The sequence below is a fragment of the Ensifer sp. ENS09 genome, from assembly GCF_014852425.1.
Taxonomy (GTDB): domain Bacteria; phylum Pseudomonadota; class Alphaproteobacteria; order Rhizobiales; family Rhizobiaceae; genus Ensifer.
On record NZ_JACVBP010000001.1, the window covers coordinates 879,190 to 899,011 of the forward strand.

18 protein-coding genes and 1 pseudogene are annotated in these 19,822 nt (G+C 63.7%); 11 read left to right on the plus strand and 8 right to left on the minus strand.

The genetic code is table 11. From position 1 onward, the window contains the following. Positions 1-116 precede the first annotated feature (116 nt). The gene (locus IB267_RS04430; RefSeq protein WP_192446561.1) at positions 117-2,075 is read right to left on the minus strand and encodes an elongation factor G; all 1,959 of its coding nucleotides are present in this window, start codon (positions 2,073-2,075) and stop codon (positions 117-119) included. Positions 2,076-2,428: 353 nt separating this feature from the next. Between IB267_RS04430 and IB267_RS04435 the strand changes: the two genes are divergently transcribed. Next, positions 2,429-3,109, plus strand: coding sequence for a glutathione S-transferase family protein (locus IB267_RS04435; protein WP_192446562.1), 681 nt, complete (start codon positions 2,429-2,431; stop codon positions 3,107-3,109). A 114-nt stretch (positions 3,110-3,223) separates the two neighbouring features. Here the strand turns inward: IB267_RS04435 and IB267_RS04440 are convergent, their stop codons facing one another. After that, entirely contained in the window at positions 3,224-3,727 is a 504-nt protein-coding gene (locus IB267_RS04440; RefSeq protein ID WP_192446563.1) for a hypothetical protein, read from the minus strand. A 229-nt stretch (positions 3,728-3,956) separates the two neighbouring features. Further along, positions 3,957-4,934, minus strand: coding sequence for a transporter (locus tag IB267_RS04445; protein WP_192446564.1), 978 nt, complete (start codon positions 4,932-4,934; stop codon positions 3,957-3,959). 315 nt (positions 4,935-5,249) lie between these two features. On the opposite strand from IB267_RS04445, the gene IB267_RS04450 reads away from it, so the two are divergent. After that, positions 5,250-6,299 carry an aldo/keto reductase gene (locus IB267_RS04450; RefSeq protein ID WP_192446565.1) on the plus strand — a complete coding sequence of 350 codons (1,050 nt, stop codon included), beginning with the start codon at positions 5,250-5,252 and terminating at the stop codon, positions 6,297-6,299. Between the two features lie 202 nt (positions 6,300-6,501). Beyond that, the gene (locus tag IB267_RS04455; RefSeq protein ID WP_192446566.1) at positions 6,502-8,259 is read left to right on the plus strand and encodes an adenylate/guanylate cyclase domain-containing protein; all 1,758 of its coding nucleotides are present in this window, start codon (positions 6,502-6,504) and stop codon (positions 8,257-8,259) included. A 137-nt stretch (positions 8,260-8,396) separates the two neighbouring features. On the opposite strand, the gene IB267_RS04460 is transcribed toward IB267_RS04455, so the two are convergent. After that, a complete protein-coding gene (locus tag IB267_RS04460) occupies positions 8,397-9,020 on the minus strand; it encodes a hypothetical protein (protein WP_192446567.1) in 624 nt (207 codons plus the stop codon). Positions 9,021-9,194: 174 nt separating this feature from the next. Between IB267_RS04460 and IB267_RS33215 the strand changes: the two genes are divergently transcribed. From IB267_RS33215 to IB267_RS04490, 6 genes and pseudogenes are all read left to right on the plus strand, one after another. Next, positions 9,195-9,599: an antitoxin Xre-like helix-turn-helix domain-containing protein gene (locus tag IB267_RS33215; RefSeq protein WP_192446568.1), complete on the plus strand. Its 405-nt coding sequence runs from the start codon at positions 9,195-9,197 to the stop codon at positions 9,597-9,599. After that, positions 9,596-10,291, plus strand: coding sequence for an RES family NAD+ phosphorylase (locus tag IB267_RS04470; protein ID WP_192446569.1), 696 nt, complete (start codon positions 9,596-9,598; stop codon positions 10,289-10,291). Before IB267_RS33215 ends, IB267_RS04470 begins: the two co-directional genes overlap by 4 nt. A gap of 431 nt (positions 10,292-10,722) precedes the next feature. After that, complete coding sequence (locus tag IB267_RS04475; RefSeq protein WP_192446570.1) at positions 10,723-11,163, plus strand: GNAT family N-acetyltransferase; 441 nt, start codon at positions 10,723-10,725, stop codon at positions 11,161-11,163. A 39-nt stretch (positions 11,164-11,202) separates the two neighbouring features. Continuing rightward, a pseudogene (locus tag IB267_RS04480) lies at positions 11,203-11,436 on the plus strand (GrpB family protein); the annotation flags it as partial. Between the two features lie 78 nt (positions 11,437-11,514). Next, positions 11,515-11,916 (plus strand): GFA family protein, encoded by a 402-nt coding sequence (locus IB267_RS04485; RefSeq protein WP_192446571.1) that lies wholly within the window; start codon positions 11,515-11,517, stop codon positions 11,914-11,916. A gap of 77 nt (positions 11,917-11,993) precedes the next feature. Beyond that, complete coding sequence (locus IB267_RS04490) at positions 11,994-12,860, plus strand: DUF3883 domain-containing protein (protein WP_246810544.1); 867 nt, start codon at positions 11,994-11,996, stop codon at positions 12,858-12,860. A 50-nt stretch (positions 12,861-12,910) separates the two neighbouring features. On the opposite strand, the gene IB267_RS04495 is transcribed toward IB267_RS04490, so the two are convergent. Further along, a complete protein-coding gene (locus tag IB267_RS04495; protein WP_192446572.1) occupies positions 12,911-13,678 on the minus strand; it encodes an adenylate/guanylate cyclase domain-containing protein in 768 nt (255 codons plus the stop codon). A gap of 109 nt (positions 13,679-13,787) precedes the next feature. Next, entirely contained in the window at positions 13,788-14,675 is an 888-nt protein-coding gene (locus tag IB267_RS04500) for a LysR family transcriptional regulator (protein ID WP_192446573.1), read from the minus strand. A 125-nt stretch (positions 14,676-14,800) separates the two neighbouring features. On the opposite strand from IB267_RS04500, the gene IB267_RS04505 reads away from it, so the two are divergent. Beyond that, the gene (locus IB267_RS04505; protein WP_192446574.1) at positions 14,801-15,145 is read left to right on the plus strand and encodes an antibiotic biosynthesis monooxygenase; all 345 of its coding nucleotides are present in this window, start codon (positions 14,801-14,803) and stop codon (positions 15,143-15,145) included. Positions 15,146-15,204: 59 nt separating this feature from the next. Here the strand turns inward: IB267_RS04505 and IB267_RS04510 are convergent, their stop codons facing one another. Further along, positions 15,205-16,644: a DUF1254 domain-containing protein gene (locus tag IB267_RS04510; protein ID WP_192446575.1), complete on the minus strand. Its 1,440-nt coding sequence runs from the start codon at positions 16,642-16,644 to the stop codon at positions 15,205-15,207. A 321-nt stretch (positions 16,645-16,965) separates the two neighbouring features. Between IB267_RS04510 and IB267_RS04515 the strand changes: the two genes are divergently transcribed. Next, the gene (locus IB267_RS04515) at positions 16,966-18,903 is read left to right on the plus strand and encodes a translation factor GTPase family protein (RefSeq protein WP_192446576.1); all 1,938 of its coding nucleotides are present in this window, start codon (positions 16,966-16,968) and stop codon (positions 18,901-18,903) included. Positions 18,904-18,941: 38 nt separating this feature from the next. Here the strand turns inward: IB267_RS04515 and IB267_RS04520 are convergent, their stop codons facing one another. Continuing rightward, positions 18,942-19,820, minus strand: coding sequence for a hypothetical protein (locus IB267_RS04520; RefSeq protein ID WP_192446577.1), 879 nt, complete (start codon positions 19,818-19,820; stop codon positions 18,942-18,944). Positions 19,821-19,822: the final 2 nt, after the last annotated feature.

The window sequence follows — 19,822 nt, forward strand, 5'->3', positions numbered from 1 at the left end:
CTCGCAATGAAGTCCTCAGAGCACCATGCAGAGCGTTAAGCGGATTATGCCCGTCGATAAGTTCTGCGGCTGCCACGATAGTCTGACAGACCGACACGAGCATCAGACGATACGCCTTACCCCGCCTGCGGCGCCCCATGCGCGTGGATCACCGCATCCGCCTCCTTGCCGTAGAGCTCCTCGAAATGGTCGAAGCTTTTTGAGAAGTAGCCGATCCCTTGCGTCGCCGCCCTTAGTGTCCGGGCGAGATCGTCGAGGGCCGATCCCGGCACCAGGGCGCGAAAGATGTCCCAGCCCTTGGCGGTCTCGTCACGGTCGAAGCCGAGCACCTGGCCCTTGTAGGTGGAGACGATCGGCACCAGGCTGCCGGAATAGATCGACGGGATGTGGATCTCGACGCGGATGACCGGCTGCATCAGAACCGCGGACGCCTGCGACAGCGCCTGGCGCACGCCCATCTTGGCGGCTGCGCGGAAAGCGAAGTCGTTGCTGTCGACCGCATGGTGCTGGCCGTCGGTGAGCGTCACGCCGACATCGATCACCTGAAAGCCGAGCGGTCCCTTCTCCATCGCTTCGCGCGCGCCCGCCTCGATCGCCGGGATGAAGTTGCGCGGCACCGCCCCGCCCTTCACCGTCTCGGCAAAGGAGAAACCGGCGCCGCGCTCGTTCGGGTGCACGCTGAGCTTGACGTCGGCAAACTGCCCGGCCCCACCGGTCTGCTTGCGGTGGCGGTAGTGCACATCAGACGGTTTCAGCACGGTCTCGCGATAGGTCGGGCTCGGCGGCCGGTCGGTAACGCCGACATGGAAGACGTCGGCAAGCGTCTTGCAGAGATCGCGCAGGTGCATCGGCCCCTGCACGCAGACGAGCTGCGCACCGCTGCCTTCTTCCTGCATGACCGCAAGCGCGCGGTCGGTCTCGGCGAGCTTGGCGAGCGTGCCCGAAAGCTTGGTCTCGTCGCGTTCGCTGTCGGGCACCAAGATGCGCACCAGCATTGGCGTCGGCGGCGCCGTCCAGTCCGGCGCCTCGGCACTTGTGTTGGCGGCGAGCAGCGCCGGCACCGGCAGGTGGTCGGCCTTGACGGCGGCAAAGATCGCGCCCGCCTCCGGCGTGGCGTTGGGCAGCGGCTTGCCGGTCGCCGGGTCCTGCAGCGAGCCGAGGCTGCCGCCGCCGAGCGTCGCGCCCTGCTTGATGCCTGCGGTCAGCGCCCGGACCAGCACGGTCTTGCCGACATTTGCCTTGTGATAGGCGTGGAAGCTGACGGCTGAAAGTGCGTTCTCGGCGATCGGGCCGGCCTCGGCCAGTCGCTTTCGCAGCGCGTCGACCTGAGGCGCTTCATGGCGCAGCGCCTTCATCAGCCGGAGAATGCCGTTGGCGTGGCTTGCAGCTCCCACCAGCACCGGGATGATGCGGTTTTCCTTCAACAGCCGCGTCGAGATCGCGTAGATCGTGTCGTTGGCCGGCGCCCGGTCCTCGATCAGTTCTTCCAGCAGCCAGTCGTCGAATTCCGAGAAATGTTCGAGCAGCTCGGCCCGCGCCTCCTTTTCCCGATCCATCACCGTGTCGGGGATTTCGATCAATGCCGAGGTCTGCCCCTCGCGGTATCGCCAGGCGCGCTCGGAGATCAGGTCGCAGGTGCCGACGATCTTATCGCCCTCGCGGATGGGTACCTGGCGCAGGAGCAGCATGTGGCCGGAGTAATCCTGAAGCGCTGCTATCACATCGCGCAATCGCCCCTGCGGCTCGTCCATGCGGTTAATGAAGAGAATGCAGGGCGTGCCCGACGCTTCGATCGCCTTCAGATAGGGCGCGGCCAGCACCGCCTCCTCCGGCACCGGCGAAACGCACAGCACGCAGGCGTCGCTGGCGATCAGCGCATGCTGCGCATGGCCCAGCGCCTCGGTGCCGCCGGGTGCGTCAAGCGCACACCAGGGCTCATTGCCAAATTCGAATTCCGTTAGGTTCAATCCATAGGGTGAAGCGGCTTTTCGAGAGGCCCCCTCCAGACCGGCCAGCTTGTCTACCAGCGTGGTTTTTCCGGTCTGCGAGGGCCCTAGTACCGTGAAGCAGCGCATCGGCAATCCTCCCCTGTCGCGATGACGACGGGCGCCGAGCGTTGCGACGCCCTTGTTCTATTAATTCTAGGGCAACTTTTGCGCTTTCAATGGTAGCCGGGCACGATGGCGGCAAGTCTCTGCGCTTCTGCCCCCGTTTCCGGCGCTAACCGCTTGGAATCGATCAGCATGGCGGCTCCAAAAAATCGGCGCGCCCCGGCGCGGCTGCCGCCGTTCACCGCTGCGCCCCCAGATCTTTTGGTCCTCACACCTCGAAAACCGATTGCAAAACAGAACCGGTTTTGCAATAAACAGGCCCGTAAAGACCTGACGACCGATCCGCAAGCGTCCCTTCCGCATTGGAGACTACGCGCATGTCCCTCACGCTTTACCAGCACCCGCTCGCTTCCTTCTGCCAAAAGGTGCTGATCGCGCTTTATGAAAACGAGACCCCGTTCAAAAGCAGCCTGGTCGACCTGCTCGACCCGGAAGAAGCGACCCGCTTCGCAGCGCTCTGGCCGGTCGGCAAGATGCCGGTCTTGACCGACAGCGCCCGCGACGTGGTGATGCCGGAGACGTCGATCATCATCGACTATCTCGACCGCCACTATCCGGGCCGCCAGCGGCTGATCCCCGATGATCCCGACACGGCACTGAAAGTCCGGCTCTGGGATCGCTTCTTCGACAATTACATCCATGTGCCGATGCAGAAGATCGTCACCGATACGCTGCGGGCCGAGGGCGAAAACGACACCCGCGGCGTTGCCGATGCCCGCGCGGCACTCGCTCTGGCCTATGGCATGGCCGACAAGCACTTCGCCACGCATGCTTTCGCCGCCGGCGATGCCTTCAGCCTTGCCGATTGCGCCGCCACGCCGGCGCTCTTTTACGGCGGCATCGTCGAGCCCTTCGACGGGTCGCATCCGCATCTTTCAGCCTATTTCGAGCGGCTGCTTGAACGCGCGTCCGTGCGCCGCGTGCTCGCCGAGGCGCGACCCTATTTCCACATGTTCCCCTACCGGAAGCTGATGCCGGAGCGGTTTTTCGAGATCTAGAGCGTGTCGTGCAAAAGCGCGTAGCGGTCTTACGATAACGACATTCGCCAAATCGAGGACTTGAAGCGCGTCGCGCGTTTAAAAGATCGCGGCGCGCTTTAGGTGATGCCGGCTTTAGTTGTCGGCGCGGTACCGCCTTGGATCGGCCTGCTGCTCGAGCCACATGGCGTTTTCAAACAGCACCCGCTCGTCGGAAACACCGCGTCGGAACTGGCCGGTGATGTGGCGGGCCAGCCGGTCGGCGCGCTTGCCGTAGCGCGGGATGCTGCACCAGATGCAGACGCGGTCGAAGGTGCGCTGCAACATGTCAAGATCGTCAGGGCCGATCTGACTGTCCGGTTCGCGTGCAATCTCCTGCATTGAAACCTCCTGGCTGCCATGGACGGGCGTGCCGGCATCCTTTTGCGTCGCCGACCGCAGGTCTAAACCGATCATGTATTTGAGGGCACCGCTCTCGCGGGTGCCTCGCTGGTAGCAACTGAAGATGCGTCTTGCGATTGCCTCCGCCATCGCGCAGTCGCGCGAAAGTCCGCGCTCGCGCAGGATCTCTGCGAAAACCTGCTCTATTCTGTTCATGTCGTGTGGGAGAAGCGCCTGTGCGCTGGCGGTGGAATACATCGCGCGACCTCCTGGGCTGGGGCGAAAGCGCAATGATCTTCGAGCCGCCGGGGCCCGTATCACTGCCCAGCGATGGCGGCAGTATGCGCCGTTCGGGAGATAAAGCAACGTCGCCACGCGCGAACACTGCCGCGGGCGAAAGTTTTCGCCCCGGACGGTAATCATGCATTGCCCTCGTCCCGCCGGTCGAAAGCGGCGCCCGGCGGACGAGCGGGAGGCCGCTTCGGGCCTATTTCACCTGCGCCGGCGGCGTGCCGATCGGGAAGGCGATGGTGACGAAGCCGGCGGTACCCTCCGGCCGGTTTTTGGCGCCGAACTCCTGGAAGACCTTGAGTGTCAGCGAGACCGGTGTTTCGGCCATCTTGAAATTGTAGCCAACGGTGCCGCCGATCGCAGCGATGCGGCCCTTGAAGGAACCGAGCCTTGCGCCGGCGCCGCTGTCGCCCGTTACCTGCTGGTAGAAATAGCCGGCAAGACCGGCGGAGAACTGCGGATTGAAGTGCTGCGTCACCGCCCATTCCGCGTGGAATTCGGTACCTGTCCTATAGTCGGTCGCCGGGTTCTCGCCGTTGAAGGTGAAGCCCGCAGCGCCCGAGAGATCGAGGCCGGTCTCCGGGTTGAACCAGGTGCCGGCAAGGGTGAAGTCACCGGCCCAGCGGTTGAACGAGAGATTGGCAAGCTCCCCCTTCTGGTAGTCGCCGATCGGCACGTTGACGCTGGCGTTCGCCGTCCAGTGGAAATCGCCGTTGTGCCAGCCGAGCGTCGCGCCCAGCACCGGGTCGCCGACGGTGAAGATCGAGTCGCTGACGGAGGCCGAGCGGCCTGCACGCGGCGCCGACAGCGTGGCGTCGACATTCGGCCCGCCGAACGGCACGATCGCGGTGAAGCCGAGATTGCCGCCAAGCACCTCCTCGGGCAGCACCCAGAGGCCTGTCAGGAAATCGGCAACGATCTTGGCATCGACTTCGCCGACGATCTCGCCGCCGAGCGGAAGCTGCTTGTTGCCCTTGAGTTCGCCGAAATAGAAATAGGTGTCGTTCTGGACATAGGTTCCGGGCGGCGCCAGCAGGCCGGCCATCGGGCCTCGCGCGCCCAGCAGATAGAACCCGGCGCCGTTTTCGGCCGCATTCGCCGTCAAAGGTGCAACAACACAGCCCAGACCGGCAACGATCGCCGATGCGGACAGCAGACGCCTTACAACGCTCATCGAGTGATTCCCCTTAATCTCTCGACCAAACGATAACATTTTGCCGTCCCCAAGCCAGCCCTAAGAAACCGGAGCCGAAAGAACCGCAACATCCGATTGCGGCGTGTTGCCGGTCTACACACCCTGCCCGCACACGGACGCCGCGCCCATGCGATCGCCCTTGTTCGCCCTTGTGATCGCCCATGTGATCGCCCCTCGCTCGCCCTCCCGTGACCCGCCTCTTGGCCACCTCTTGACCGCCCCCATCGCCTTCGGCTTTCATCGCGGGCGAAGGCTTCTCCTCCCGCTCCGCGCACCAGCAAAGGATCAGAGACCATGGAATACCGGCTGCTCGGCCGCTCCGGCCTGAAAATCTCTGTGATCACCATGGGCACGATGACCATCGGCGGCCGCGGCAAGTTCGCCGAGGTCGGCAATGTCGGGCTGAAGGAGGCGCGCCGTTACGTCGACCTCTGCCTCGATGCCGGCGTCAACCTGATCGACACCGCCGACATCTATTCGACCGGCGCCTGCGAGGAGATCATCGGCGAGGTGCTCGGCGGCAAACGGAAGAACGGCGTGCTGGTTGCAACCAAGGCGCGTTTTTCCATGGGCCCCGGCCCCAACGACGGCGGCCTCTCGCGCCAGCACCTGATCGCCGCCTGCGAGGCGAGCCTGAAGCGGCTGAACACCGACGTCATCGATCTCTATCAGGTGCATGAATGGGACGGCCTCACACCGCTCGAAGAAACGATGGAGGCGCTCGACAGCCTCGTTCGCAGCGGCAAGGTCCGCTATATCGGCTGCTCCAATTTTTCCGGCTGGCACATCATGAAGGCGCTCGGCGTCAGCGCGCTTGAAGGCCGGCAGCGCTTCGTCAGCCAGCAGATCCACTACACGCTCGAGGCGCGCGAGGCCGAATACGAGCTGATGCCGATCGCGATCGACCAGGGGTTAGGCGTCCTCGTCTGGAGCCCGCTTGCCGGCGGCCTGCTCTCCGGCAAGCACCGGCGGAACGAAACGCCCGAGGGCACCCGCCAGCTCGCCGGCTGGAAAGAGCCGCCGATCCGCGACGAGGAGCGGCTATGGAAGATCGTCGACATGCTCGTGGCCATCGCCGCCGAGCGCGGCGTGTCGCCGGCGCAGGTGGCGCTCGCCTGGCTGATCGGCCGCAGGGGCGTGACATCCGTCATCATCGGCGGCCGCACCGAGGCCCAGTTCGCCGACAACCTGGCTGCTGCCGGCCTGAAGCTCTCCGATGAGGAACGCGAACTGCTCGACGCCGTCAGCCTGCCACCGGTCATCTATCCCTACTGGCACCAGCTCTGGACCGCCAAGGACCGGCTCGGCGAAGCGGACCTGTCGCTGCTCGGGCCGTATGTGTAGAAGCCGGCGCCTACCCGCCTCGCCAGCGCTTCGTCGGCATCGTGGATGCAAGCGCCATCGAAGGCGGCACTCGTGAAGCGTCGCCACAGAGCCGTCTGAGTGGTATTATCAGCCGGCACGGTCGCGGTGTCGGGCAGCCGGATGGTGCATCCCGTCAATCGCCTGGGCTTCATGCGGCGGATCTCCTGAGGGGGAGACAGCCATGGCACCTGCAAGAGCGGAGCGGCGGCTGGCCGCGATCCTGGCCGCTGACGTGGTCGGCTATTCCCGCCTCGTCGAACAGGACGAGGCCGGGACGTTGTCGGCCCTCAAGTCTCTGCGCCGGGAGCTGATCGATCCGCTGCTCGCCGAGCATCAGGGCCGGATCGTCAAGCTGATGGGCGACGGTGCGCTTGTGGAGTTCGGCTCGGTCGTCGATGCCGTCGCGTGTGCGGTCGCCATCCAGAAACGCGTTGCCAAGGACCAGACCGATATCCCGGCGGAGCGGCGCATCATTTTCCGGATCGGCGTCAACCTCGCGGATGTGATCCACGAGGTCGATGGCGATCTCTACGGCGATGGCGTCAACATCGCCGCCCGCCTCCAGACCGTGGCTGATCCCGGCGGCATCTGCATTTCCGGCACGGCCTACGATCACCTCCAGGGGAAGCTTGACTGCGACTACGAGTATCTCGGCGAACGCGCGCTCAAGAATATGGACCGGCCGGTGCGGCTGTATCGCCCCCTACTGGAAAAAGCGGCCGCACGGGCGCCGCCGCCGAGGCCCGCCCTTCCTGATCGGCCGTCCATCGCCGTGCTGCCGTTCAGCGCCATGAGCGCCGACCCGGAGCAGGACTTCTTCAGCGATGGGCTGACCGAGGACATCACGACAGCGCTCTCCAAGCTCAAGGGCTTCTTCGTGATCGCCCGCAACACGATGTTCACCTACAAGGGAAAGCCCGTGGATGTACGCGCCATCGGACGCGAACTCGGCATCCGCTATGTTCTCGAGGGGAGTGTGCGCAAGTCCGGCAACCGGATGAGGGTGAGCGCGCAGCTCATCGATGCCGCCTCGGAAGTCCATCTATGGGCCGAGAGATACGACGGCGATCTCGGTGACATCTTCGCGATCCAGGACGAAATCACCGCAAGCGTCGTCGGCCGCATCGGGCCGGAACTGCTGGCGGCAGAGCATGCGCGCGAAAGCCCCAAGCCGCATCATGGCCTCGATGCCTGGGAATGCGTCGTGCGGGCAGTGTTCCTGTGTTCGCAACTGTCCGAGGAGAGCAGCGGGAAGATGCTGCCGCTGCTCGATCGGGCAATCACACTGGCTCCCGGCTATGCGCAGGCGCTTGCCATGAAAGGCTGGATTACCATGTGGCGCGCCTTCCAGGGGTGGGAGGACATGGGCTACGCGCTCGCCCTTGGCAGGGATTTCGTCCAGCAGGCCATTGCCGCTGATGACAAGGAGCCGTGGACCTACCTTGCGCAGGCGATGATCGCCTTTGCGACGCGTGACAATGCGCTGGCGATGGCAGCGATCAGCCAGGCTGTCGCGATCAACCCCAACTCCGCCTTTGCGCACGGCCAGCTGGGCCTTGCGCATGCCAACGGAGGCCGCGCAGCCGACGCCATTCCTTGCATCGACCACGCCCTCAGACTGAGCCCGCGCGAGGCTTTTCTCGGCGACTTTCAGTTCTACTACGCCATGGCCCACTTCCAGGGCGCGAATTACGAACTTGGACTCCACTATGCCCGAGAGGCGCATCGCTTGCGCTCCGGCCACGTGGTTCCGCTGATCATCGGCACGGCCTGTGCCGGGTTGCTCGACAACCAGGAAGCTGCCACGGACCTGCTCGCACGGCTGAAGTCGCTCGTTCCCGACATCTCCCGCGACGCGGTCGCCGTAACATCGTCTTTCGTTCGCGCCGAGGACCGGGCGCGCCTCGTCGAGGGACTGGCCCGCGCCGGCCTGAATTGACGGGCTGGATTGATTTCAAGAGCCGATGGCGAGGAGCTGGGCAGAGGTCAAGCGGCAAGAGCCACCAGGACGCGGTCGCTCGGAGGCATGGAACAAAGACACCGGCCAGACATGGACAGCTGCAAACTGAGGGCGCCCTACTTCACGGCAAAGCAGTAGAACAGCCCCTCGCCGCCGGTGCCCTTGAAGGCCTCGACCGTGCAGCCGCCCCGCGTCGCGTGCGAAGAATTCCAGGATTTGGCCTCGGCGGAATCGTTCAATCCGGTGCGGTCGCTGTGGCCCACGATCGCCGAACCGTCGGCGCCACCCATCGTCCAGTTGCCGCAGGTCTCGGTCGCCGCGGTGCCGTCGGCCTTCGAGCCCGTCAGGATATCGTGGCGGTTGGGCGTGTCGCCGCGCCCGTTGATCACTTCGCCCTTTTCGTTGAGCGCCGTCTGCTTGGTCAGGTTGTTGCTGTCGCTGTGAAGCGATGCGACGTCATCGGCGATCTTCTCGCCCTTGGCGTTGTACCACGGTCCGGTGCCAATCCGGTCCTTGGCGTTCTCCGCATCCGTGGAAAGATAGGCTTTCCAGCCCTTGCCCGTGGACCCCGCCGCCTTGGCCAGTGTGTCGCAATAGGCATCCGCGCCTTGCAGGCCGCCGAGGTCGCCGCCTTTTCCGGGGTTAACGCTGGTGACGAAGAAGCTCATGCTGGTGTCCTGCGCAAAGGCGGTGCCGGAACAGGCGAGTGCGAATGCGATTGCTGCAAGTGCGCGCTTCATGACTCTCTCTCCCATCAACTGTGCCCGAAAGCCTAGCGATCGCCTTCAAGGGAGTAAAATCGAATTGACGTGATGGCAGATCCCAAGCCAGCCACCGCCTCAACCCTTGACTTTCTCGCGCTCACGATCAATTTATATCATATGATACACACGGTCACCGCATAGGAGACATTCATGGCCCTCGCACAACCGGCATTCGCGCCCGACCGGCAAGCTGCCCGGCAGGAAGAGGCTGTCATCGTCAAGGCGGTGGTGAAGGCCTGCGACCTCTGGAACCTCACCAACCGGGAGGCGGCCCAGCTCTTCGACGTGCCGATCGCCACCTGGAACCGCATGAAGGCGGGCGACTTCAAGGGCAAGCTCGATCAGGACAAGAAGATGCGCGCAAGCCTGATCGTCGGCATATTCAAGGGCCTGCGGCTGTTCTTCAACGGGCCGCTCACCTATCAATGGCCGAAGGCGGTCAACACCGGCCCGCTGTTTTCCGGCCGTTCGCCGGTCGACGTGATGATCGAGGGCGGCATCCCCGTGATGATGAAGGTCAGGCGCTATCTCGACGGGTTGCGCGGCGGCCTATGATCGCGCTGCCGGAAATCGACTTCAACGAGCCGGCAACCGTCCGGCTGATCTCGACCGCCTATATCGACGAGCCCGCGGTCAAGCCGCTCGCCGACGATGACGACGAGATCGAGATCCTCAACCGGCTGGAGGCGATGACCTCGGCGCGGCAGAGCCCGCTCGCCCTGCCCGTCGGCGTCGATCCGGCCGAACTCCTGAACGAGACCTTCGGCTACGGCTGGTCGCTGATCAATGCCGCCTTCTGCCATGCCCGCCCGCCGGGCAACCGCTTCAACGGCGAGGAGCGCGGCGCCTGGTACTGCGCCTTCGGCCCGCGCGCGCTTCAGACCTGCCAAGCGGAAATCGTCTATCACCGCACCCGGGCGCTCAGCGAAGCCGGCAGCTTCCACGATATCGGCCGCTACCGCGAGCTGATCGCCGGCTTCACCTGCCGCTTCCATGACGTGCGCGGCGAAAAGGATGCCGCCTATCTTTCGCCCGATACCGCCGTCGCCTACCCCGCCGGCCAGGCGCTTGCCGCCACCATTCTTGCCGAAGGCGGCAACGGCCTGATCTATCCGTCGGCGCGCGACCCCGAGGGCGAGTGCCTCGCCGTCTTCCGCCCCTCCGTCATCCAGAACGTCCGCCAGGGCCGCACCATCACCCTGGAATGGACGGGCAAGGCCGACCCGAAGATCGTGGAAGAGACCTGAGCGGCCGACAGGAAGGCCGATCCTTTCTTGCCACCGCAATGTTGCGGCAATGCACCCGTTGGAGAAGGGCTCGCTTTCCGGATTTCGGCGCCTGCAGCGGCCGGGCCGGTACGGCAGAAACTGAAAACGTATAATCAAATTGTTATTGACGCTTAGCCAAGCTGGACGCGTGTTCCCGTGCCTCCGGTTCCTTGCCCCCAACTCCCTCGCCCGCTGATCGGGAGAGGGAACGGCAGCGGCCCGGCTCCGCCTACCCTTTGGTTTCCCTGCCCGCCCCGCAGAGGGAACCGCTCGCGCCCCAGGCGCAGGATGTGGACGCCGGGCATGCTGCAAGGTCCCTTCTCCCCGCTCGCCCCGCGGGGAGAAGGCGACTGCAGACGGGATTGAACAGAGACCGCCGCGCAAGGCCAAGCGTCGACCATGAGGACCGAATGACGATTACACTCCTGCCCGTCGATACCGTCGATGCCGATGTCATCCGAAGGCTCGACGTTCACGAAAACCAGATGGATTTCATCGCCAGCAACGCCGAATCTCTCGAAGAACTCGCCGAACGCCCCGAATGCGTCGGCTTTGCCGTGATGGCCGAAGGCGCCCCGGTGGGCTTCGCCATGTATGCGCTCGATCCCGATGACGGCAACCACTGGATCTACCGGCTGATGATCGACGCCGGCCACCAGGGCAAGGGCTATGGCGCCAAGGCGCTCGCGGCCCTGCTCGAGCACATGGCCAAGATCCCCGAATGCGGCGACATCTATCTCGGCGTCTACCCGCAAAACGCCCGCGCCCACGCCCTCTACCACCGCTTCGGCTTCCGCGAGACCGGCATGGTGCTTGGCGAAGAAAAGGTCATGCGGCTCGACCGCAACTAAGTCGCGCGATCCGACACGGACCTTTCGCAGGACCACCACTTCTACCGGCGCGACGTCAATGGCGTTCGAACTCACAAGGTCCATGTCTGCCGATCAGGACATTGGCAGATTGCAAGAATGCTGCGCTTTCGCGATCTCCTTCGGCAGGATCCGGATCTCTGTGCCCGTTATCAAGCGTTGAAGCTGCACCTGGAAGCCACGAACCAGCATGGCATCGGCGAGTATCTCGCCTTGAAGGCGCCCTTCATCGACGCTGCCTTGGCGATCGAGTAAGGTTGAGGTCCGGCACCGATTGCGGACACCCCGCCAACGGGGCACTATGCCGCCCCGGAACAACAGCAGGAGCGGCCCATGCTCGACGGCTCATGCCATTGCGGCAACGGAAAGTGGACATTGAAGGGCGATCCCGGCCCGATCACCGCCTGCAACTGCACACTCTGCCACCGCTACGGCACGCTCTGGGCCTATGATTACGAAGGCGAGCGCATCGCGGTCAGCGGCGATCTCAGCGCGTACACGCGGGCTGACGAGAAGGACCCGACGCTCGAAATCCTCTTCTGCCCGACCTGCGCCGGCGTCGTTGCCTGGCGCAGCCTCACGCTCGACCCACAGGGCCGCCGACGCATCGCCGTCAACGTCAGGCTGGCCGCGCTCGAGCAGGTCGCCCATCTCCCGATCGACCATTTCGACGGCTTCGATACCTTCGAGGACCTGGCGCCGGACGGCCGCTGCGTGCGCGACATGTGGGCGTAGCCAAGTTCAGCCGTGGATTGAAGCGCTCGATTTCGGGGGATGAAGGCGAAGAACAAGGCGCAATGTGATTTCATCGGATGACAGGCAGAAGCGCGCTGCATAGCCTGGCGCGCATGAGCGTAAACGATTGGACAGATACGGAAAATGACGCGATCGTCGCGTCCTATTTTTCCATGCTCAGCGACGAGCTTTCCGGTCGCCCCTACAACAAGGCCCTGCAAAACCGCGTTCTGCAGGGCGCGCTTGGAAGAACGCGTGGTTCGATCGAATTCAAACATTGCAACATTTCGGCAGCCGCAAAGGGTTTTGGCCTTCCCATTCTCAGCGGTTATCAGCCGAGGTTCAATTTCCAGATGTCGTTGGCCGAAGCGATATCGCGATGGCTAGCCCGCCACCCGCAATGGGATAGCCTCCTTGGCGCTGATCTGGCGTCCGCCATGGCGGAGCCGCCCGCACTCTTTATTGGCGTCGCACCCACTCTGCACAATGCGCCACCACCCACCGAATTGACGCAAATGCAGGCCGTTGCCCGGCGTTTCGACGTAGCTGGACGAGACGAACGCAATCGCGCCCTTGGCCGCGCTGGAGAAGAGCGCGTCCTCCTTCATGAACGCATCCAGCTACGACAAAGTGGTCGCCAGGATTTGGCCCGCGAGGTTCGGTGGGTGGCGCAGGAAGACGGCGATGGCGCGGGTTATGACATCGCAAGCTTCACGCCGGACGGGCGCGTGCGCTTGATCGAGGTAAAGACCACCAACGGCTGGGAACGAACGCCATTCCATATCTCCCGCAACGAACTTGAGGTAGCCGAGAGACGACGCGAGGAATGGTGCCTGGTCCGCCTCTATGATTTCTCACGCCATCCACGGGCTTTCGAGTTACGCGCGCCTCTCGACGCGCATGTCTCCCTGATCGCAACCAGCTATCAGGCAAACTTCCACTGACGAAGCCTTAGCGCACCGGTTGGAAAGATCAGCGGTGGCTTCGTGGCCGGTCAGTGCGTCGCGAGCACCTTCGCCTCCACTGGCTGCTCGATACCTTTCAGAACGAGCAGCCGCGTTCCGGCGCCCGACGTCAGCGTCCGGGCCTCGGCCGCCGTTTCGGCCGAGACGACAATCTCCCCAGCCTCCGCCTGGGACTCGAGCCGCGACGCCAGATTGACCGTACCGCCGATCGCGGTGAAATCGCTGCGGAACGTCGAGAACTCACCGATCTCGACCTCGCCGGTGTGAATGCCGACACCGACCCCGAGCGGCTGGTCGCCGAGGCCAACGAGATCGAGGCGGCCGAGGGCATCGGCGCAATGCCGCTGTATGTCGAGCGCGGCCCGGATAGCGGCTTCCGCATGGTCCTTGCGCAGGATCGGAAAATTGAAGATCGCCATAAGCCCGTCGCCCATGGTTTTGTTGACGATACCGTCATGCGCCCAGATGGCTTCAGCGCAGCGACCCTGAAACAGGCTGACGATCTCGCTGAGCCTGACCCGTTCGATCCGCTCCGAAAGATGGGTGAAGCCGCGGATATCGGCAAAGAGGATCGTGGCGCTTGCCGCAACGTGACTCTGCTTCTTCACGTAACGGAAGGAGCGCTCGCAGATCGTGCAGATGTTCGGGTTCATCTTGCTGCGGGTGATGCCGAAGGCGCGGAACGGCAGCGCCAGGGGTCCGCGGATCGGGATCGGCACATGCATCTGGTCCCAGCATCCCCGGCAGATGCGGGCATCATGGCTCGCGGCAGGCTGAATGGAAGAGGCGTCTCTCATGGTTGCTCTGGCTCGCATGACCCGAGGGCGTCAGCGAAGCTTCGGACATTTGCCGCACTTTAGCAACGACTGGATTGGCACGGGAACGACCGCCCGCGCCGCCCGACCGTCACCCGGCAAAGAGGTTCGCCGCCATGAAATCGACGAAGGCGCGCACCTTTGGCGAGAGATAGCGATTGGTCGGCCAGAGCACGCGGAATGTGCCGGTTTCGCGAAGGTAATCATCGAGCAGCGAGACCAGCTTGCCTTCCGCCAGTTCCGCCGAGACGGCAAAGGGCGGCAGGCAGGTGATACCGAAGGCGCGCTCCGCAAGAAAGATCAGCGGGTCGAGCGTGCTTGCAACCGTCGTCACTGGCAGATCGAGCTTCACCTCTCGCCCTTCACGATGAAGCGGCCAGGGTTCGAGGCGGCCGGAATTGGCATAACGATGATGCAGGCAACGATGCCCGAGCAGATCCTCCGGCACCTCCGGCCGGCCATTGGCTGCGAGATAGTCCGGCGACGCGACGATCCGGTGCCGGAAGGTCCCGAGCTTGCGGCTCATCAGGCGCGTATCCTTGACGTCGCCGGTGCGGATGACCGCGTCAAAACCCTCCTCGATCACGTCGACCAGCCGATCAGTGAAATCGAGGTCGAGATTGATCAGCGGATAGGCGCGCATGAAGTCCGAAATGGTCGGCATCAGCAGCATGCCGGCGAGTGGCAGGCTGACGCGCAACTGCCCGCGCGGCGTCGCATGAGAGCGCGACAGTTGCGCCTGGGCGGTTTCGAACTCGGACTGGATGCGCCGGCAGGTATCAAGAAAGAAGCTTCCGTCCTCGGTCAGCGCCATGCTTCTCGTCGACCGGTTGAAGAGGCGCACGCCCATCTCATCTTCGAGCCGCGCGATCGCCTTGCCGACGGCCGAGCCCGAAAGCCCGAGGCGATGGCCGGCGGCCACGAAACTGCCGGCCTCTGCCACCTGAATGAAAATGCTGAGCGTTCCGAGCTTGTCCATCGCGCGCCAATTGCGGAATTATTTTCCGAAGTAATGAGAATACGCGCTCGTTTATCCGCTATTTCTCTGCCGATATCCAGATGCAGTCGCGGCCGATGCGCTGCGACGTTCAAATGGAGAGAAGCATGACAACGATCCCTACCCCCACATTCTCGGCATCCCCCGCTCCGACGACCTTCGTCGTCAACGTCATTCACGCCCATCCAGGCAAACAGGAAGAAGCCTTCGCCGTCATCCAGGACGTCGTGCATTACGTTGCCGAACGGAAGGAAGGTTTTCTCTGGAGCACGCTGTCGAAGAGCACGGACGGCGAAACCGTCGTCAATGTCGAGGCGATCCAGGGCACCGGAAATGTCGACGAGTTCTTCTCCGATCCGGTGTTCGCAGAGAAGTTCCGCGCGCTGGACGAAGTCTCGCGCAGCGAGTTTCACATCTATACGGTCGGCGACCTCGTGCTGCCGAAGCGCTGAGCCGGCCTGATCGCGACACCCTGCGCCTTCAAACGAAGACGCAGGACCGATCGCTGCTGTCATCCCGCCTTCTTGACCGCCGGGATCACCCAGGATCCGTCGAGAATGGAGGGCGGGCTGTCGTCCGGCCAGTAAAGCCGCATCATCAGGATGAACTTATCCTTCGGCGCCGGCAGCCAGTTGTTTTCCTTGTCCTTGCCGGGTGATTCATTCTGGATGTAGATCTCCGTCGAACCATCCGGGTTCTCCTTGGGGCTCACGCGGGCGCTGATCGAATAGCGGTTCAGCGGATTGTCGACGAAGAAGTACTTGTCGTCGTACATGGTGATCGACCAGAAGCCGCGCACCGGCGGCAATTGCCCCTTCGGGAAGGTGATGACGTATTTGTTCGACCCGTGATAGGCGCGGGCGATGAGCCCGTCCTTGGATTTCAGCGAGGTCGGGTAGATCGCGTCCTGCGGACGATTGGCGCCGAGCCCGATCGCCGTAATCAGCGCGCGCTGCAGATAGTTCGTGCCGTAAATGCCTGTTTTGGTGGTAAAGCCCCAACCGTTGATGTTCTGCACGTCGCCATCGCTGAACTTGAAATGCAGCATGGTGCGGTGGAACGCCATGGGAGGAATGCGCGAGACGAAGGCGGCGTCGAGCTTGCTCTTGTCGAAATCCTGGCCCGGTACGATGCCGATCTCGGCAAACTTGGCGACCGCTTCGCCATCGGCCGCCGTCGGCGGATTGGTCTTCATCAGCTCGCAAAGCAGGGTGAAATATTCGACCGCATCCATGCGGTTGACCTGCTCGCGCACCGCCGTCTTCATGTCGATCGCCGGATCGACCTTGCCGGCCGGCGGCGTCCAGTCCTTGCCATAGGCACTGAGCGGGCAGAGCTTGCATTCGTCCTGCAGCGCATGCACCGCCGCATAATCCTCCGGCGTGCCGTCGCAATAGATGCGGCCGAGGATCCAGACGATGCCGGTTGAGGATTTGTATTCGGTCACGCCGTCGGGAAGGCTTCCCTGCCAGCCCGGCCCGGTAATGGCATAGGCCTGCGCCCCGCCGCCGGTCGTGCGCTTGCCCGGCACCTGAAACACCGTCGTCCAGCCGTCGAGCATCGGAAAGAGGAAATAGCGATCCTTCATGTCGGGGATCGACAGCACCCATGGCTCCTTGCCCACGTCGACGAAAGCGGTCGTATAAAGCGTATCGGCATTCGGCGCCGTCACATCCTTGAACGACGCATCGGGATATTGACGCACCTTGATGATGTTGCCCATCGGGCCCCGGCTGCCTTCGGGCTTTGCCACATTGGTGAAGATCCGCCGGGTCAGTTCCGTCGTCACCAGCGGATAGCCGTAGATATAGGCCTCCACCGCCAGCCAGAATTCATCCACCCCTTCGACCGGATCGATCAACGGCGATTCCAGCGCATTTGCGTGCAGAAATGAAACCGATGTCAGCAGACCGGCACCGCCCAAAACGACGGCACGACGCGTCATATCCATGTTCGCCTCCCCCTTTTTCCCTTGGCGTCGGGAGGTTAGCACACACTAATAAATACGACCAGACATTGTGCTCGCAACATTCATCGCGCGCTCCGGTGAAGACGCCGCGCTTGAGCGCCCGCCCGCATCCAGCAAATCTGCAACACCGGCTCAGAGTTGTCGGGCGGCGCTTGACGCCCTTGACGTTGCGTCCTTAGATTTCACACGCGCTCCTCGCATGCCGCGGGTTGCGCCATCAGCAGTCAGTCCGTCTGGAGGCCCCAATGCGCCGAGTCCCGTCTCAAAAGAACCATTTCCGAAATTTTGAGAAGCTGATGGACTATGCGCACATTGAATCTGGGCATCCTCGCCCATGTGGATGCAGGAAAGACTAGCCTTACGGAGAGACTGCTTTTTGACACCGGCGCGATCGACAAGCTCGGCAGCGTCGACGGCGGCAACACCCAGACCGACAGCCTGGAACTCGAGCGGCAACGGGGCATCACCATCGCCGCTTCCGTCGTGTCGTTCAAGCTTGGCGATCTGGTCGTAAACCTCATCGACACCCCCGGGCATCCGGACTTCATCGCCGAGGTCGAGCGGGTGCTGCAGTCGCTCGATGCCGCCGTCGTGGTCGTCTCGGCCGTGGAAGGCGTACAGGCGCAGACCCGCGTGCTGGTGCGGGCGCTACGCCGTCTCGGCATCCCCTTCCTGTTCTTCGTCAACAAGATCGATCGCCTCGGGGCGCGTCCCGCCGAAGTGGTCGAAGAGATCGCCAGCCAACTCTCGGTCCGCCCCGTCAGCATGTCGGCGGCGGTCGAGGCCGGCAGCCGGCAGGCGAGAGCCGAGCCGGTCGACTTTGCGCAGGAACCGCATTTTTCGGCACTTTCGGAGGCGCTTGCCGCCAATGATGAAGCCTTGCTCGACGATTATGTGCTGGCACCGGAGCGTCTGACTGTCGAGCGGCTGCGGAAGGCCTTGGCGACGCAGCTTGCCGAAGGCCTTCTGCACCCAGCCTATTGCGGCATCGCCATGACCGGCGTCGGCGTGCCGGGCCTGATCACCGCGATTGAGACGCTGTTGCCGGCGAAGGCGCCCGCCCCGGATGCACCGGTCGAAGGGCGGATCTTCAAGATCGAGCGCGGCTGGGGCGGTGAAAAGCTCGCCTTTCTCAACCTGACCTCGGGCACCGTCGCCACGCGCGACTATCTCGCCCTGCCCGGCGGCGCGGCAAAGGTCACCAGCATCCAGCTCTTCGACCAGGGCAATCTGCAGAAGGTCGAGCAGGTGACAGCCGGCCGCATCGCCAAGATCGGCGGTCTTGCCCAAGCCCGCATCGGCGATTGGGTCGGCGTCGGCGGCAGTGCTGCCGGGGCGTTTCACTTCGCGCCGCCGACGCTCGAAACCCTGGTGCGGCCGGTGCGCCCGTCGGACAACACGGCGCTCTGGCTTGCGCTCCAGCAACTGGCCGAACAGGACCCGTTCATCAACCTGCGCACCAGCGACGACGCCAGCGAGATGTTCGTTTCGCTCTATGGCGAGGTGCAGAAGGAGGTGATCGAGGCGACCCTGTCGGCCGACTTCGACCTTGCGGCACATTTCGAGGAAAGCACGGTTATCTGCGTCGAACGCCCCCTTGGCAGCGGAACCGGCATCGAGATCCTCTTCCGCGAGCCGAACCCCTTTCTCGCAACCGTCGGCCTCAGGATCGAACCGCGGCCGCCGGCAACGGGCAACAGTTTTGCCCTGGAGGTGGATGTCGGCCAGATGCCGGCAAGCTTCTACCGGGCGGTAGAAGAAGCCGTTGCCGAGACGCTGAAGGCGGGTCTCTTCGGCTGGCAGGTGATCGATTGCCACGTCGCCATGACGGCGGCGCGGCAGACATCGCCGGCGAGCACCGCCGTCGATTTTCGCCGGCTGACGCCGCTGGTGCTCGCCGAGGCGCTGTCTTCGGCCTGCACGGTCGTCTGCGAGCCGATCGACAGCTTCCGCCTCGAAGCGCCCGCGTCCGTGCTGACGGCCATCCACACGCTGCTCGCGAAATCAGGCGCATCGACGACGGATGCGGTGATCGAGGGTGGCGTCGCCCGGCTCTCGGGGACGATGGCATCGGCCAACGTCCAGGGCGTCCAGCGGCAGTTGCCGGGGCTTGCCAGCGGCGAAGGCGTGCTTGAAAGCGCGTTCGACCACTACGCCCCGATCGCAGGCACACAACCCGCCCGGCCCCGGTTGGGCACGAACCCGTTCGATCGGGCCGATTATCTGAGGAGCCTGCGATGACATAGAACACCGCGCGTCTTTTCAGACGCGCGGTGCCTTTATTCTTTCCTGATGGTTGTATCTGGCCGATCAGAAGGCCAGACGATGCTGGACCAGACCGGGCCGAGGCGCTCTTCTTCCTTGAGCGTCGTCGAACCGTAGGAGAAGCGCAGGCCACCGAAGAGGGTGCTGGTGTCGCCGGAAACCGAGGCGCTCAGCCCCGAAAGCTCTTCGTTGGTGTATTTGTAGCCGGCAAAGAGCGTGACCGGGAAAGCGTCCAGCCGGTAGTTGGCCGTCAGCTTCACGCTGCGCAGGTCGTAATCCAGATCGTTTTCGCTGATGCGATGCAGCGAGCCGTCGACGTCGAAGCGCAGGTTGTCGGTCGCGTAGATGCGGGCGCCGAGCGAACCCATGTAATGGTCGGCATCGATGTCCTCGAAGTCTTCGACGCTCGCCTGGCCGTAGCCGAGCGCGCCGTGCAGCGTCCAGGTATCGAGGAAGTAAGCCGCCTCGACACCACCCATGTAGTCGTTGAGGTCGACGCCGATACCCGGGTCGAGCCGTGCGCCCTGCACGAACACGCCGGCCGCAAAGAGATCGTTGCGGTAATAGCCGTGCAGCGCGCCGTCATAGCTGTTGGTGTCGATATCCTCGAAGGAGGCGCGCGTGTAGCCGAGATCGACCTGCAGGTTCATGCCGGCGCCGGCGTCGAAGTTCACCGCGCCGCGCAGGTCCCATGCATCCGCATCGATATCGCCGGGCGAGTCCACGGCCGCGCCATAGGACGTCTCGACGTAGCCGACGATGCCGCCCGACGCCTGCTCCACCGGCACCTCATAGGCGTCCTGCGGCCCCACCAATGGCCCGTCGATATCGGCAGCCGCCGCGATAGAAACACTTGAAAGAAGAAAAATGACGAAACTGCTCGTCCTGACCATTG

Coding starts and splice junctions, on each gene's coding strand:
- IB267_RS04430 (WP_192446561.1), bottom strand. CDS start 2,075: ATGCGCTGCTTCACGGTACTAGGGCCCTCGCAGACCGGAAAAACCACG.
- IB267_RS04435 (WP_192446562.1), top strand. CDS start 2,429: ATGTCCCTCACGCTTTACCAGCACCCGCTCGCTTCCTTCTGCCAAAAG.
- IB267_RS04440 (WP_192446563.1), bottom strand. CDS start 3,727: ATGTATTCCACCGCCAGCGCACAGGCGCTTCTCCCACACGACATGAAC.
- IB267_RS04445 (WP_192446564.1), bottom strand. CDS start 4,934: ATGAGCGTTGTAAGGCGTCTGCTGTCCGCATCGGCGATCGTTGCCGGT.
- IB267_RS04450 (WP_192446565.1), top strand. CDS start 5,250: ATGGAATACCGGCTGCTCGGCCGCTCCGGCCTGAAAATCTCTGTGATC.
- IB267_RS04455 (WP_192446566.1), top strand. CDS start 6,502: ATGGCACCTGCAAGAGCGGAGCGGCGGCTGGCCGCGATCCTGGCCGCT.
- IB267_RS04460 (WP_192446567.1), bottom strand. CDS start 9,020: ATGAAGCGCGCACTTGCAGCAATCGCATTCGCACTCGCCTGTTCCGGC.
- IB267_RS33215 (WP_192446568.1), top strand. CDS start 9,195: ATGGCCCTCGCACAACCGGCATTCGCGCCCGACCGGCAAGCTGCCCGG.
- IB267_RS04470 (WP_192446569.1), top strand. CDS start 9,596: ATGATCGCGCTGCCGGAAATCGACTTCAACGAGCCGGCAACCGTCCGG.
- IB267_RS04475 (WP_192446570.1), top strand. CDS start 10,723: ATGACGATTACACTCCTGCCCGTCGATACCGTCGATGCCGATGTCATC.
- IB267_RS04485 (WP_192446571.1), top strand. CDS start 11,515: ATGCTCGACGGCTCATGCCATTGCGGCAACGGAAAGTGGACATTGAAG.
- IB267_RS04490 (WP_246810544.1), top strand. CDS start 11,994: ATGACAGGCAGAAGCGCGCTGCATAGCCTGGCGCGCATGAGCGTAAAC.
- IB267_RS04495 (WP_192446572.1), bottom strand. CDS start 13,678: ATGAGAGACGCCTCTTCCATTCAGCCTGCCGCGAGCCATGATGCCCGC.
- IB267_RS04500 (WP_192446573.1), bottom strand. CDS start 14,675: ATGGACAAGCTCGGAACGCTCAGCATTTTCATTCAGGTGGCAGAGGCC.
- IB267_RS04505 (WP_192446574.1), top strand. CDS start 14,801: ATGACAACGATCCCTACCCCCACATTCTCGGCATCCCCCGCTCCGACG.
- IB267_RS04510 (WP_192446575.1), bottom strand. CDS start 16,644: ATGGATATGACGCGTCGTGCCGTCGTTTTGGGCGGTGCCGGTCTGCTG.
- IB267_RS04515 (WP_192446576.1), top strand. CDS start 16,966: ATGCGCACATTGAATCTGGGCATCCTCGCCCATGTGGATGCAGGAAAG.
- IB267_RS04520 (WP_192446577.1), bottom strand. CDS start 19,820: ATGGTCAGGACGAGCAGTTTCGTCATTTTTCTTCTTTCAAGTGTTTCT.